Source organism: Biomaibacter acetigenes, from assembly GCF_003691585.1.
Classification (GTDB): Bacteria; Bacillota; Thermosediminibacteria; order Thermosediminibacterales; family Tepidanaerobacteraceae; genus Biomaibacter; species Biomaibacter acetigenes.
In genome coordinates this window covers 938848-952742 of record NZ_CP033169.1, presented here as the reverse complement: position 1 = coordinate 952742, position 13895 = coordinate 938848, and the positions used below count along the sequence as shown (strand labels likewise).

The window sequence follows — 13895 nt, the reverse complement described above, 5'->3', positions numbered from 1 at the left end:
TCCTCGTAATTTTATAATTTAAGGTTATTTTACGTGTGGTTCTAATTTTTGCTTCATCTCATTTATATCTGCAACATTTTTTATGGTTACATATTTTTTATTTGCGGCTTTAAATTGATTTTCCATGTCCGTCGTGATGATAAACATATCACAATCAATCGATGTAGCGCTACCAAGATCACTATGAATCACTTCTGCTTTAACACCTAATTGTTTAAGTGCATTTTCAGCAGTCATTTTTAACAGTAAACAGGTACCCAGGCCACATCCACATACCGTTACAAATTTCATTTACTTCACCTCCCTTCATTTGTTTCTACTACAACTGATATTCCATCCTGTTAATAATATCTTCTTGCACTGTAGGATCCAATGACACAAAAACAGCACTATAACCTGCAACTCTAATTACTAGATCTTTATACTTCTCAGGATTCCTTCTTGCTTCTTTAAGAACTTCAGAAGATATCATGTTAAACTGAACATGCCACCCATAACGATCAAAAAATGTTCTAATCAAAGCCATAAACTTTTCTATAGTTTCTTCGCTGTTTAACATGGTCTTGTTAAATCTCATATTTAAAAGCTGGCCACCGGTCATTAGCAATGTAGATAGCTTTGTCACAGACTTTATTACTGCGGTGGGACCATGTTTTTCTGTTCCATGAACAGGTGAAACTCCGTCATTAACAGGTTCTCCCGCTTTTCTTCCGTCAGGAGTTGCGCCTACTACTGCGCCTGAAGGAACATTGGCGGAAATTGTTACTGTAGCCGGAATGAAGATTCCTCCTATTGGTCCCCTGCCATAACGAGTATTTTTATAGTTTTCAATACCATTTACATAAATGTCAAAAGCCTCTTTAGTAATTAAATCTACACTGTCATCATCGTTGCCATATTTGGCCGCCCGGTTTATAAGCAATTCCTGTATTCTTTTACCTTCGATTCCTTCAAAATTGTTCTTTAAAGCTTTATCCAGATCTTCCAGCGAAATAACTTTCTTATCGAAAACTAATTCTTTGATAGCGGATAGAGAGTTGCCCACATTTGCTACGCCTACTTGACATCCGCTCATCATGTCATAAACCGCTCCACCTTCCATCAGGGTCTTACCTCTACCCAAACAATCTTGAACGAGTGCCGAACAAAAGACATCCGGGGCAAGTTCTTCCATGGCCAGGTCGTTAATGTTATCTGCAGTCACCTGCAACTCCATAAAAAACTTTAGTTGTTTTTCCCACGCCTTCATGACATCATCAAATGATTTAAAGTCTGTTAGATTTCCCTCACCTGGGCATAGTTGAATCCCCGTCCTGGGGTCTACACCATTATTTAAAGCAAGTTCCAATATTTTCAATAGGTTAAATTTACTCTTCCCATTAGCTCTATACCCCCATTTACCCGGAACCTGTACTTCGAGGCAACCCATTGTGGAATAATTCATGGCATCCTCTAATGTTACTCCCCGGTTCATTAAAGAAGGAATTATTACTTTATCATTAACTAGAGCTGGCATACCAAAACCTATTTTAATAACCTCTATACATTTTTTTAAAAAGTCTTTTGGCATGTTTTCATGGTATCTTACATAGAAATTGGGTTCTGATAATCTTATATCTGCCAACGCATCCAAGCAAAGATAAGAAAGTTCATTTGTAGCATCTCTGCCGTCTTTTGTCTGACCGCCGACTATCAAGTTTTGGTAAGTGGGATAACCTGATACAAATCGGGTATGAGACCAGGGCCTAATCTTATTTACAGAAAAAAGTTTTATATAAAAACATTCAATAAGCTCCAGTGCCTCTTCTTTTGTCAAAATACCTTTTTCTATATCTTTTTTATAATATGGATACATGTACTGGTCGAATCTCCCAAGAGAAATGGAGTGCCCGTTGCTTTCTATTTGTAGTATTAATTGAACAAACCATATAATTTGAATAGCTTCTTTAAAATTCCTGGGAGGATTCTCGGGAACCCAATTACATATTTCAGAAATCGCCTCTAATTCTTTTTTCCTTATTGGGTTAGTTTCTTCACACGCTAATTTTTGGGCTAGATTTGCATACCTTTTTCCAAACTGTATACCTGCGTTAAATGCAATAATTACAGCTTCATAAAAAGGTTTTTTTCTTAAATCTTCAGGGTCTGATAGATTTAGTGATTTCAATTTCTCCCGACTATCTTCAATAATACCTTTAAACCCTTTGTTAAGTGCCATTTCATAGTCTACTACTATATGTCCTTGTCCGGCTGTTACATTACCTTCCCAACCTAAGACTCCGATTTTTCTATCTTCTAGAACATCTTCAGTCTGTGTAGCAAGAACCCTATCTTTGACTGTTTTCCCTTTCCAATACTCCAAAATACGTAATAATTCTTTTTTGTCATCCTCTGAAATTTCAAACCTATCGCTAGGACGTTTATCAAAACTATCGATTTCTTCTACTATCCAATCCCATGAATATTCGGGGAAAATGGGAGCCGACCTGGGTTTGCTTGCTTGGTTACCTACTATCAACTCCCCTTCGGATATATATATTGACATGTTCAAAAGAATTTTCTCTAGTGCTTTGGCTCTTCTCATAACCATTGGTAACGACTCGGTCTCTTTATAAGATTCAGTTATTAATCTTGCACGTTCAATACATATTTTTGGTTTTATTGACACGACTTCATCTTTTAATCTCTTTATTCTCTCAGATAAAATTCTATTATCCATTAAAACCACCTCATTTCTATAAGGGTCATACAGCCTTTTGCTCACCTATTATTTGAATTGTATCTAAAATATTACGCATTTCTTTTGATTTTCTTATACTATCAAGTTTTATATCATCGTTTAATAAATTCATCAAATCCGACAGCGCTTTTAAATGTGTAGAGTTATCTACTGCTCCTAAACAAATCACCGTCTTAACTGGGTCATTGTCTATATTCCCAAACTCCACAGGCTCTTTCAATGTTATTAAACTCATGCAGACCTGTTTTACTCCATCTTCCGGGCGGGCATGGGGCATGGCAATGCCCGGGGCGATGACGATGTAGGGACCCATTTCCCTGACGGTCCTGACCATGGCATCCACGTAACGGGGTTCTACAAAACCGTTTTCTACTAATATCTCACCTCCTATCCTTACGGCCTCTTCCCAATCTTTTGCATCGACATTTAACTTTATGGTTTTTTCTGTCAATAAATCTTTTAACACCGGCTTGACAACTCCCTTCGACCTTTCATAAAGCGGTAAATTCAAATACTCTGCAAGAGCGCGGATAAGTTCTTTGCGAGATTTGATGGTACAGTATCTCTCTATAATTGCCAGGATTTCTTCTATAGAAGGCTTAAAACCCTGTTTTCTTTCAATGTTTTTCGGAGGATGAAGGTTTATATACCGGTTTATCTTTTCCACGTCCTCCGGCGGCAGTAGGGGGTTTACAATTATCTCCGGCATGCTGTCGCAGTAAGTGGGCACCGTGGATATTATGAGATCAATATTTTTATCTTCATTCAAAAATTTTTCTTTTACCTGATGGCTCGCTATGGTGCCAGCTATTTGAATATTGGAAAATTCTACCCTTAATCTTGATGACAGCAGCTTGGCCGTGCCTATGCCGGTGCCGCAGACCACCAGCGCCCTGTATATCCTGGCACCGGTGGATTTGCTCCTTTCCAGAGCCGCGCCGAAATGAATGGCGATGTATCCTGCTTCTTCATCGGGGATTCTTGTTCCTACATATTCTTCCAGTGCTTTCAATCCACCTTTTACCACATGAAATATGTGTTCATAATTTGTCTTGATTTCTTCGAGAATGGGATTTTTTAAAGGCAATCCGTGTTTTAAGCGGTATATGGTGGGCCCCAGGTGTTCCATCAAGCCCTTGTAAAGTTCGTCATCCGCTGAAAAATCGATCCCCAGTTTGCTCTGAATGACTTCTATGATTTTTGCGGTCAGAGTCTGGAGCACTGCCCAATTTTCTTTCATGTACATTTCTGAGGCCGCAACTTTGCCGCCAAGCAGGTGGATGGTAATATATCCTATCTCATCCGTCGGAATTTTCACATTATAACTTTCTTCCAATCTTTTAACCATACTTGACGCTACGGCGAATTCTTTTGTGAGACCGAGGCCCGACAGCTCTTCTCTCGGCATGGTAATATCTTTTCCCAACTGGATCCTCTTTAAAGCCAGTGCCAGGTGTATGACCAGCCCCGAGTAAGCTCCGTCGGAAAATATCGTCCCCAGTTGTTCTTCCGCCAGGCGCACAGCTTCTTCTATAGGGGCGATGTCCAGATCTTCAAACAATTTCTTTAGCTGACGGTCCACCGCCACACCTATACGCCGGTGAATGGGAGCTTTTATTATGTTGAGAGCCTTTTCCATTTCCACATTTTCGGTAAGGAGGTTTACGACAGCCCGGCGGAGATCTTTTTCGTTTCCCAGGACTTTTATGCCATACCTGGGCGAGGATTCAAGTTCCAGATTCTGGTCTATAAGCCATTCCTTCACCTTTTTCAGATCATTTATTACACTTCCACGACTGACGCTAAGCATTTCTGCCAGGTTCTCTATGGTCATATAATCCTTTGCCTGAAAAAGTTCGCTCAGGATGACCTTTTGCCTTTCTTCGGGAGACAGCACATAATTATAGCTGTCAATGCCCTCAAGTAAAGATAGGGCTTTTTCTTTTAATTCGAAAGAGCCGGGAAACTGCACACCGCAGTTTGGTTTTCTCGCCAATTGTGGCAAATTGTTGTCCATTAAAAAATTATCTATTCTGTCCAGGTCATAGCGGATAGTCCTGGGCGACACGTTAAATTGTTTCGCCAGCTCGGATATCTTAACAGGCTTATCGGCCGAAATTATGGTATTTAGAAGTTGTGCGCACCTTTCATCCATTTTCCATCGGCCCATCCTTTCTTCTTATATTAAATTATATACCCGTATTACTTTTATGAAAAGTCTAACATATTTCAAACCTATTGTGGCAAAATTAAATTATACTTCAGATGCTGTTGAATATTTACGTGACATTAACTTTAACACTATTGACGTCAAATATGATAAAATGGTTTTGAGCAAGAAAAAAGCACTAAGATTCCGATTCAAAACGAAAACGGGGGGTTTTTGTGAAAAGGATAGTTGAAATCGACTTTTTTCGGGGAATTGCCATATTTCTGATGATGATTTTTCATACGGTATTCAACTTGAATTATTTTTTAGGCATGAATATAGAATATGCTAAGGGCTTCTGGTACTATGAGGGAAAGCTTTCGGCCATAATGTTCATGGTTCTGGCCGGGATTAGTTCCAATTTCAGCAAAAGGACAACAAAAAGAGGGCTCAAGATCTTTGCCCTCGGCATGCTGCTTACAGCAATAACCTTCTTACTGGACAGAGAAATGTATATAAAGTTCGGTATACTTCATTTCATGGGTATAAGTTATTTGCTTTCGCCTTTATTAAAAAAAATAGATACGGGAATATCTTTTTTGCTAGGTATAACTATTATAATAATCGGAGATATTTTTTATGAGTTGACGGTTAATTCTCCTCAATTGTATCCCCTGGGGCTCATGAATAAAGATTTCGCATCCCTCGACTATTATCCTCTTTTCCCATATCTCGGCGTGTTCATATTCGGAATCATTTTTTATAGAATGGTGTATATGCGGGGAAAAAGAATTCTGCCCATGGATTTAAAACCCAATCTATTGTCAGAAATGGGCCGGTATTCCCTCGTCATCTATCTCTTCCATCAGCCGGTGATACTGGGATTATTGTATCTATCAAAATATCTTAACCTTTTTTAAGATTAATTGTAACTTTTGAGCGAAAAACTTTGCATCTTTTAATCCTTCCTCCTGGACTTTCTCCCAAGATATATCCTATCAGGGTCCACCTTCATACGAAGTATCATTAGCTCTTCCGAGGTAGGCGGCTCTAAGACCTTTGCTCTAGAAACATCCAGCTCCCAACCGGTGTTCTCTTTTACATATTCCGGGTCTATGTCGGGGTAAATCTCGGTCATGTATAGAATCCCCGTTTCAGGATCCGGCTTCATCTTGCAAAGGTCAGTTATGACCACCAGGTCCCCGCCCCGATAAAGGCCGTAATCGTACCGTGTCTCTCCTCTGGGACCCCTCATGCCTGAGGGAGTGGTGAGATATTCCACCTTTTCCGGCATACGGCGCTTTTCGTGCACCATCATGGCTATGATTTTGTCTGCCACCGATGCTATGCTGTTGGCTCCACCGCTGCCGGTGAGCCTCACTTCGGGGCCCTTCCCTGTCTCGGAGACCCCTGCGGGCCAGTATCCCCCTATGGAAGTAGAATTTAAATTGCCGTACTTGTCGCACTCGGCAGCCCCCAGCACCCCAAGGGTGCAGTAACCGCGGTTGGCTATGGTGCCGAAGGCATCGGCCAGGGTGGAAAGGGTCGAAGCCTGGTAGGCGGCTCGGGGGTCCGCCACCGAGAGGGGAATGTGTTCTATCTTCGGCCCCACGGTGCCGGCTTCAAGGATGATGGTCATGTCAGGCGCATGCATGTGCTGCGCCAGCATGGCCGCCATCAGCGGCAGGCCGGTCCCTACAAAGGCAAAGGACCCATCGGGCATCTCCCGGGCCGTGGCCACCGCCAGAAGCTCCATGTTGGTGTATTTATCTTCTTCAAGGCCGGTTTTTTCAAGGTAAGCTCTGTACTCGTCTACATCTATATTTAGCATAGATATCAACTCCTTCTAAAGTAAAATAGTAACCGCTCAACATCTTCTGCCGGCGCAACATTTTTTTAGCATAATGAAAATTCAATTTACGAACCGTCCCTGGTTTTACTTGAACCTATCTATCTCAGGATTATAATGGTACTCCGGCTTTGTTCTGAGGGAAAAGAGCTTTTCCATACCGACTCTATTATACAAATATTCCCAGTCATCGGTGGTATTTCCTACATGCTCCTGCCAGAACTCCCGTACCTTTTCCACAGGCTGGTGGTTTATCTCTTTTGCATATTGCTTGAACCAGGCATAATCATAATCGTAATAATTTGGAACGGCGCTGGGATATGCTCCGAAGGGCTGCTCTACTATAGCATGCACAAAGTGTGATGCAATCTGGTTGTGTTCCGGCACTGCCCGGAGTTCTTCCGGTGAGCATATTCTTTCACATTCCACTATGAGAACCCTTCCGCATAAAGACTGGTCGATATCGGGCCCGATGAGGCCTTCAATCCTGACGGTGCCGTCTATGGCCACCCGCTGAGCATGGATCACACACACCTCCGGCAGCAGCGGCGGTACCAGCAGAATTTTAACTCCTTCTTTGCCGGTATATTTGTCGGATTTTATTTTGCCGTCCCTGTAAGCGTTGGTCCTGTTGCCGCAGGTATCTTCCCCGGCATTAAACCTCCTGGGCCGAAAGCCGAAACCTTCAAAGGGATCGTCTATCACCTCATACTTTTTCGGCGGGATGCCCGGGTGTATGAATTCTCCCTTTTCGTTCCTGCCCCTGAGACCTGCTTTTCCAAAAGTGTCGTAATTCAATATATCGCTACCCAAATCGCCCATGCATGGCATAAAAGGCAGGCCATATTTCCCCGCCAGGGTCCTCTGGGCAAAGCTCCAGTTGCTATAGTCTTCCACCAATTCTATGTTCCCCATCTCAATCCCTTGCCTCATGGCATAAGCCACGGGCATACCGCCCTCCAGGCCCAGGTATGTAGTTTCCAGCCATTTGATGAGACCTGCCCCGGCTAGCATCTCCTCCACCAGGGTGCCACCGTTCATGGTCACAAAAAGGTCCCCTATGCCCTGTCTGACTATTTCCCGGGCAATGGCCATGGGTCGGCGGAGTATGGTAAACCCTCCAAAGGCTATGTGGGTCCCGGGTTTTATGAAACGATTGACAGCTTCTTGCGCAGTCATAACTTTTTTATTTATATCACTATTCAAGATTACACCTCCAACATTAAAAAGTTGCTTGATGACAAAGTTTAAGTTTGATGTTACTGCATTGTAGTTTTTATAATTTGCGTCAGATTTTCCAGTATGGCAAATATTTCTTCTTCCAGCTCGGCTAATTTCTTGCTTGTTTCTTTCATATAAATAAGGGAATTTTCAAGCTCCTTCTTAATAATGTCAGCTTCTTCTCCTGACAAGTTTATTTCCTTTAATCTATCCTCAAATTCCTTTGCCTTTTTAACGGCGTTTTGGGTCAACAGCTTGGGCTCATGGAGGCTGTTGACTTGCGCATTTAAAAGCCAGATAAAGTCCATCAATTTATCTATTTTCCCCATACCTTAACACCTCATTTTAAAATTATGGCTTACTGTGGGAATCGGCCGTGTCCCATTTTTCCGAGACCCTTTCCTTTATGCTTTCCCACATAAATCCAATTAGAATGGTAATAAAATTCATTGCTATCCCCAGAAAGAGCGGATCGATATTTTGGGGTAGAAGGTTTTTGCCTAAAAGCATGGAAAGCGGCCCTATCACCATGGAGAAGATGGCGAAATTTTTGTTTATCCTGCCCTTGAAGAAAAGTGCGGCACATAGCGGAATAAAAATCCCTGCGCCCCTGAGCCCCATGGACATGAAGTTCCAATTGAGTATCAGGGATTTAATGTTGCCAGCGATAAACACCAGGGTAAGGGCCAGCACAAAGACTATCATAAACCTCGTAAATTTTAGCTTCGAGGCATCGTCGGCCTCTTTATTTATATAACGGCTGTAAATGTCATTTGTGAATATGGTGCTGATACCCAGGGCCAGCCCGGCTCCCCCGCCCACGGTGGCTATGAGGAGGGCCGCCAGCACGATGCCTCCAAACCATGGGTTCAACGTTTTTAGCACGAAGTAAGGAAAGGCCAGGGCTGGATTTATATCAGGGAAATGTATCCTCATATATAACCCGATAAAAGTTCCAGCCACACCTATGGGCGGAATTACCGCGGCGCTTATTAACGTTCCGGCTTTCGCCTCTTTTAAACTCCTCCCCGAAATGACCGCCTGTATATAGGTTTGAGTCGATAGGACCCCTATTACCAGGGAAAAGCCCGCCGCAAAATCTATCCAGAATCCCCTGCCGAAAAGGCTGAAGTATGGAAAAGCGGGAAATACGGCTTTATAACCTGCAAGCCCTCCTCCACCCGAAAAGGCGATAACGCCTCCCACCAGCATGGAAAGATAAATGAGCAAAAGCTTGGCTATCCCCACAAGGCCCGTGCCCCATACGCCGCCAAATACCACATAGGCCGCCATCAATATGACTGAAACTATCGCAGCCGTAAGGGGCGATATATTCAACATGGCTGTCAAAAGGGCTACCGCAGAGAGCACCTGGGCTACAACGCTCAAAAAAATTCCCAGGGAAGCGAAGAGGCTGGATATGGGACCCGCTCCGGGTCCAAATTCTTCCGCCAGCATCTGGGGAACGGTGTGTTTATTCGTATTATAAAGGGGCTTTGCGAAGAACAATGCCAGAATCAGGCATCCAATCCCCGCGCCAAGATTGAACCACCAGGCCGAAAAACCGTATACGAAGGCCAGTTGAGCCGTTCCGATAGTAGAAGCTCCGCCCACCAGAGTTCCTATGATGGTGCCCGCCACTATCAGGGAACCGGCCCTGCGGCCGCCTACGGCAAAATCTGCGGAGCTTTTTATGTTCCTGCCGGAATATATCCCCACCAGGGTGATGCCTACCAGTGTAATAAAAATACCTACAATATGCGCTGCCGTCAAATCCAGCATTACAAGATGACCCCCTCATTATTATCGCTAAGTTTCCAATTATTATTAAAATCTTATAATTGTGAAATTATTCACTTTCTCTACATTTATAATACTACAACCTTTTAAAATAATCAATCGTAAAACCTTTATTGTAGTTTCACAAATTCTGATTTATGAGTATGAAAACAAAAAAACAAAGGGATGATTTTACCATCCCCTTTTCTCTTAACTTACATTCAGACTTTTCATTGCCTCTTTCTTACTGTAATAGTTTGTACCCCAGACCCCGAGCAAAATCATGATGCCTCCCACCACATTAAACCAGTAAAAGGGCTCATGGCCCAGTGTTACCCCCGCAATTATGGAAAATACCGTAGCAAGATTGGTAAACACCGATGACCTGGCGGCTTCCAGCTTCGAAAGCATGAAATTCAGCAAGAAATAGGCCACTACGGAAGAAAGAAATCCGAGATATACGATGGAAACCACGGCTTTCAAATTCCCCAGAGGCGCGAAATATTGCTGCAGATTGCCCTGGCTTATATGCTGCACCACAGAAATGCCATTAAATACTATGGCACCCACCCACATCATCACATAGGTGATTTCTACCGGGGAAAATTGTAAAGAGAGCTTCCGGGAAAGAACATTGTAAGTGCCTGCACAAACCACGGCTCCCAGCACCACAAAAGTGCCAATGAGGTTTTTGCCTATCTCCATGTTGCCCTTCATGGCAACGATAAAGACAACCCCCGCCACTGACAGCAGGATAAATCCCATCTGGGCTGGCGAAGGTTTTTCGTCCAGAAATGCTATCCCCAGCAAAGTGGTAACCACCGGCACCATGGCAATCATCATTCCCGTTTCCGACGAGGAAGTCATTTTTATACCGTTGGTTTCACAGATAAAATAAACCACCGGCTCGATGACAGAAAGCAGGAGCAGCATGCTGAGGTTCTTTCCTTTTAAATCTATTTTGACCAGGCCGGTCAGGCGTAATACCACAAATATAGCCACTGCCAGGCCAAATCGGAGCCCCAGCAGGTGAAAAGGAGCAAGAACATCCAGGCCTTCTTTTGTAAAAAGAAACGAAAATCCGAATATAAATGCCACCCCAAGCCCTGCCAATAAAGCTGAATTTTTAGCCATAATTATCCTCCCGTTTTAAACAGTTCCATAAACCTCTTTCTTTGTTAGAAAATTTTGATCATGGGTACCTTTAGCGAAAACACGTTCTTTACAGCCAGAGAATAAAATACACCTCAAGTATAACCTATATACTAAAAAATAGTCAATTGTTTTAAAATGCCCACCATGACCTGAAGGTTGATCTTCCATTTTTTGTTGAATTTTATCTTACCAGATGATATATTATCTTTAACGGTAATTCATATAAATTTATCTTGGAGGTTCGATTCATGAGGATTGGAATAATGAAATAAGGTTGGTAAATATCCAGGATGGAAATGTCATATCAAGGAACGTGGTAAAATGATAGTAACCGTCACGCCAAATCCGGCCTTTGACAGAACCGTGGTGCTGGATGAATTGAAACCCGGTCAGGTCAACCGGGCCAAGAGGACCAGGGTGGACCTGGGGGGTAAGGGGATCAACGTAGCCAAAAACGTGAAAGCCATTGGTGGGGAGGCGGTATGCCTCGGATTTATGGGTGAGAATGATGTTTTCGCCCTAATATATCTCAACAGCCTCGGCATTGGCCATGATTTTACAACCATCAGACACAACATCAGGGTCAATACCAAAATCATTGATGAACATAATTCTGCTTATACCGACATCAACGAACCCGGACCTGAAATAGCGCCTTCCGAGCAGCAAAATCTTAAACAAAAAATCAAGGTCTGGTCCCAAAAAGCCAATATCCTTGTGCTTTCAGGCAGTCTTCCCCCGGGAATAAATTATGATTTTTATAAAGAAGTCATTGAAGAAATCAAGTTTTTAGACATAAAAATAATCCTCGACGCGGACAAAGAAGCTTTGAAATCCGGGATAGATGCCAGACCCTATATGATTAAACCTAACATTCATGAACTATCGGAACTGGTGGGAAAAGAATTGGTCTTTCCCGATGAAATCATTAAGGCATCATTGAGGTTCATTCAAAAGGGTATTTCTATCGTGGCTGTGTCTATGGGAGACCGGGGAAGCATCACAGTCACGGCCGACGGAGCTTTCATTACCCCTGCTTTGAATGTAAAGGTAAGGGGGACGGTGGGAGCAGGTGACGCTATGGTGGCAGGCTTTGCCCTGGCGCTGGATCAAAGCCTCAGTCTCACCGATGCCGTAAAAATGGCAGCCGCCGCATCCTCCGCAGCCGTTACCCGGGAAGGGACAGAGCCTGTAGACTTTGATACATTCAAGGCATTGTTAAGTCAAGTAAAAATAGAAAAAGTGCCGCTGTGATTTATTTCCAGCCCGGGTTGCATAGGGGTAGGCAAGGGGACGGTTCTTCGGCACACACACAAAAGGCATGCTATGAAATAGCATGCCTCAGACTGTCGACAAAGTAGCTGTCGGCAGTCTTTTTTGTAAAAAGGGTATAAAAATGATCATTTTTATAGTAAAATTAAAGAAATAAAAACATACGGTGGGGCGATGAAATGTTAACGAAGAAAAGACGAGAAATAATAGAGCAGATAGAATTAGTAAGCATTGATAGCTTAGTACCTAAAGACCATCTCCTCAGGACAATAGAAGAAAGCATCAACTTTAACTTCATATATAACGAAGTAAAAGACCTATACAGCGAAAATACAGGCAGACCCAGCATTGATCCAGTGGTATTAATAAAACTGCTCATGCTCCAAGCACTGTATGGAATCCGCTCTATGCGCCAAACCATCAAAGAAGCAGAAGTCAATATGGCTTACCGCTGGTTTCTAGGATATGGGCTCCAAGAAAAAATACCTCACTTCTCGACTTTTGGAAAAAACTATGAACGGCGGTTTAAAGAAAGCGATCTATTTGAAAAGATATTCGAACGAATATTAAAAGAAGCCATAGAGTGCGGGTTTATCAAAGAAGACGCGGTATTTATCGATGCCACCCACATAAAAGCCAGTGCCAATAAGAATAAATACATAGAGAAAGTTGCAAAAAAGCAGGTACAAAAATACAAGAAAGAACTTTTAAAAGAAATCAACGCCGAAAGAGAAGCCAACGGCAAAGAACCGTTTGAAGAAGATGACGATGAAGCTAGCGGCAATGCCGAAGGAGGAAACAGCTCCACCAACGGAAAACGAGTAAAGATAAGCACCACCGATCCTGAAAGCGGCATATTCCAAAAAGGAGAAAAAGAGCGCTGCTTTGCCTACACGGCTTCTGTAGCCTGCGACCGCAACAACTTCATCCTTGGCTTCAAAATAGCACCTGGAAATGTACACGACAGCCAGGTATTCTCCGATCTTTTTCAAGAAGTAAACGATAAATTTCCCGAAATAAAAGCAGTAGTGGTTGATGCAGGCTACAAGACCCCCGGCATATGCAGAGAAATCATTGAAGCGGAAATACTTCCTGTCATGCCATATAAAAGGCCAATGACCAAAGATGGCTACTTTAAAAAGAGAGAATACGTATATGACGAATATTATGACTGCTACATATGCCCTAACAATCAAGTATTAAAATACAGCACCACCAACCGGTCAGGATACCGGGAATACAAGAGCGATCCACAAATATGCCGGGAATGCCCCATGCGTTTGAGATGCACACAGAGCAAGAACTACACGAAAGTGGTAACCCGGCACATATGGGAGCACTATGTGGAAATAGCAGAAGATATAAGGCACACCGAATTAGGCAAAGAATTATACAAGATGCGCTGCCAGACCATCGAGCGGGTATTTGCCGATGCCAAAGAAAAGCATGGTATGCGTTATACGAATCTAAGAGGCTTGAGCAAAGTAGGACATTATCTCACGCTTCTTTTCGCATGCATGAATTTAAAAAAGCTGGCCATGTGGAAGAGAAAACGTGGGATGTTTCCACCGGCAGCTCCTGCTTTGCATTCATTTTTCTTTATGATTTTAAAATTTTTTGCTTCAAATAAAAAACCGCTTTTAGGTTGTGCGTTCTAAAAGCGGTTTTTGTCTACAAGCTGAGGCATGCTATGAAATAGCATGCCTTATATCGTCTACCATATATCATTC

The 13895-nt window shown here is 42.8% G+C and carries 11 protein-coding genes; 3 read left to right on the top strand and 8 right to left on the bottom strand.

Annotated elements, in window-relative coordinates; translation table 11 throughout:
* Positions 1 to 24: 24 nt before the first annotated feature.
* Genes D2962_RS04595 through D2962_RS04585 form a run of 3 tightly spaced genes read right to left on the bottom strand, consistent with a single transcriptional unit; the run spans position 25 to position 4895 of the window.
* Positions 25 to 291, bottom strand: a complete 267-nt coding sequence (locus D2962_RS04595; RefSeq protein ID WP_122014274.1) for a PTS sugar transporter subunit IIB — start codon at positions 289 to 291, stop codon at positions 25 to 27.
* Positions 292 to 319: 28 nt separating this feature from the next.
* Complete coding sequence (locus D2962_RS04590) at positions 320 to 2719, bottom strand: glycyl radical protein (protein ID WP_122014273.1); 2400 nt, start codon at positions 2717 to 2719, stop codon at positions 320 to 322.
* A 25-nt stretch (positions 2720 to 2744) separates the two neighbouring features.
* Positions 2745 to 4895: a BglG family transcription antiterminator gene (locus tag D2962_RS04585; protein ID WP_122014272.1), complete on the bottom strand. Its 2151-nt coding sequence runs from the start codon at positions 4893 to 4895 to the stop codon at positions 2745 to 2747.
* A gap of 230 nt (positions 4896 to 5125) precedes the next feature.
* Here D2962_RS04585 and D2962_RS04580 point away from each other — a divergent pair, with 230 nt between their 5' ends.
* The gene (locus tag D2962_RS04580) at positions 5126 to 5809 is read left to right on the top strand and encodes a heparan-alpha-glucosaminide N-acetyltransferase (RefSeq protein ID WP_122014271.1); all 684 of its coding nucleotides are present in this window, start codon (positions 5126 to 5128) and stop codon (positions 5807 to 5809) included.
* A 38-nt stretch (positions 5810 to 5847) separates the two neighbouring features.
* Here D2962_RS04580 and D2962_RS04575 read toward each other — a convergent pair whose 3' ends face one another.
* From D2962_RS04575 to D2962_RS04555, 5 genes are all read right to left on the bottom strand, one after another.
* The gene (locus D2962_RS04575) at positions 5848 to 6720 is read right to left on the bottom strand and encodes a CoA-transferase subunit beta (RefSeq protein WP_120766522.1); all 873 of its coding nucleotides are present in this window, start codon (positions 6718 to 6720) and stop codon (positions 5848 to 5850) included.
* 105 nt (positions 6721 to 6825) lie between these two features.
* Positions 6826 to 7944 carry a CoA transferase subunit A gene (locus tag D2962_RS04570; RefSeq protein WP_122014270.1) on the bottom strand — a complete coding sequence of 373 codons (1119 nt, stop codon included), beginning with the start codon at positions 7942 to 7944 and terminating at the stop codon, positions 6826 to 6828.
* A 53-nt stretch (positions 7945 to 7997) separates the two neighbouring features.
* Positions 7998 to 8288 carry a hypothetical protein gene (locus D2962_RS04565; RefSeq protein WP_122014269.1) on the bottom strand — a complete coding sequence of 97 codons (291 nt, stop codon included), beginning with the start codon at positions 8286 to 8288 and terminating at the stop codon, positions 7998 to 8000.
* Positions 8289 to 8310: 22 nt separating this feature from the next.
* Positions 8311 to 9741, bottom strand: coding sequence for a sodium:solute symporter family protein (locus D2962_RS04560; RefSeq protein WP_122014268.1), 1431 nt, complete (start codon positions 9739 to 9741; stop codon positions 8311 to 8313).
* A 207-nt stretch (positions 9742 to 9948) separates the two neighbouring features.
* A complete protein-coding gene (locus tag D2962_RS04555; protein ID WP_122014267.1) occupies positions 9949 to 10872 on the bottom strand; it encodes a DMT family transporter in 924 nt (307 codons plus the stop codon).
* A gap of 342 nt (positions 10873 to 11214) precedes the next feature.
* Here D2962_RS04555 and pfkB point away from each other — a divergent pair, with 342 nt between their 5' ends.
* On the top strand, positions 11215 to 12147 hold the full coding sequence (gene pfkB / locus D2962_RS04550; RefSeq protein WP_122014266.1) for a 1-phosphofructokinase: 933 nt from the start codon (positions 11215 to 11217) through the stop codon (positions 12145 to 12147).
* 197 nt (positions 12148 to 12344) lie between these two features.
* On the top strand, positions 12345 to 13823 hold the full coding sequence (locus D2962_RS04545) for an IS1182 family transposase (RefSeq protein WP_122014265.1): 1479 nt from the start codon (positions 12345 to 12347) through the stop codon (positions 13821 to 13823).
* Positions 13824 to 13895 lie beyond the last annotated feature (72 nt).

Coding starts and splice junctions, on each gene's coding strand:
- D2962_RS04595 (WP_122014274.1), bottom strand. CDS start 291: ATGAAATTTGTAACGGTATGTGGATGTGGCCTGGGTACCTGTTTACTG.
- D2962_RS04590 (WP_122014273.1), bottom strand. CDS start 2,719: ATGGATAATAGAATTTTATCTGAGAGAATAAAGAGATTAAAAGATGAA.
- D2962_RS04585 (WP_122014272.1), bottom strand. CDS start 4,895: ATGGATGAAAGGTGCGCACAACTTCTAAATACCATAATTTCGGCCGAT.
- D2962_RS04575 (WP_120766522.1), bottom strand. CDS start 6,720: ATGCTAAATATAGATGTAGACGAGTACAGAGCTTACCTTGAAAAAACC.
- D2962_RS04565 (WP_122014269.1), bottom strand. CDS start 8,288: ATGGGGAAAATAGATAAATTGATGGACTTTATCTGGCTTTTAAATGCG.
- D2962_RS04560 (WP_122014268.1), bottom strand. CDS start 9,741: ATGCTGGATTTGACGGCAGCGCATATTGTAGGTATTTTTATTACACTG.
- D2962_RS04555 (WP_122014267.1), bottom strand. CDS start 10,872: ATGGCTAAAAATTCAGCTTTATTGGCAGGGCTTGGGGTGGCATTTATA.
- pfkB (WP_122014266.1), top strand. CDS start 11,215: ATGATAGTAACCGTCACGCCAAATCCGGCCTTTGACAGAACCGTGGTG.
- D2962_RS04545 (WP_122014265.1), top strand. CDS start 12,345: ATGTTAACGAAGAAAAGACGAGAAATAATAGAGCAGATAGAATTAGTA.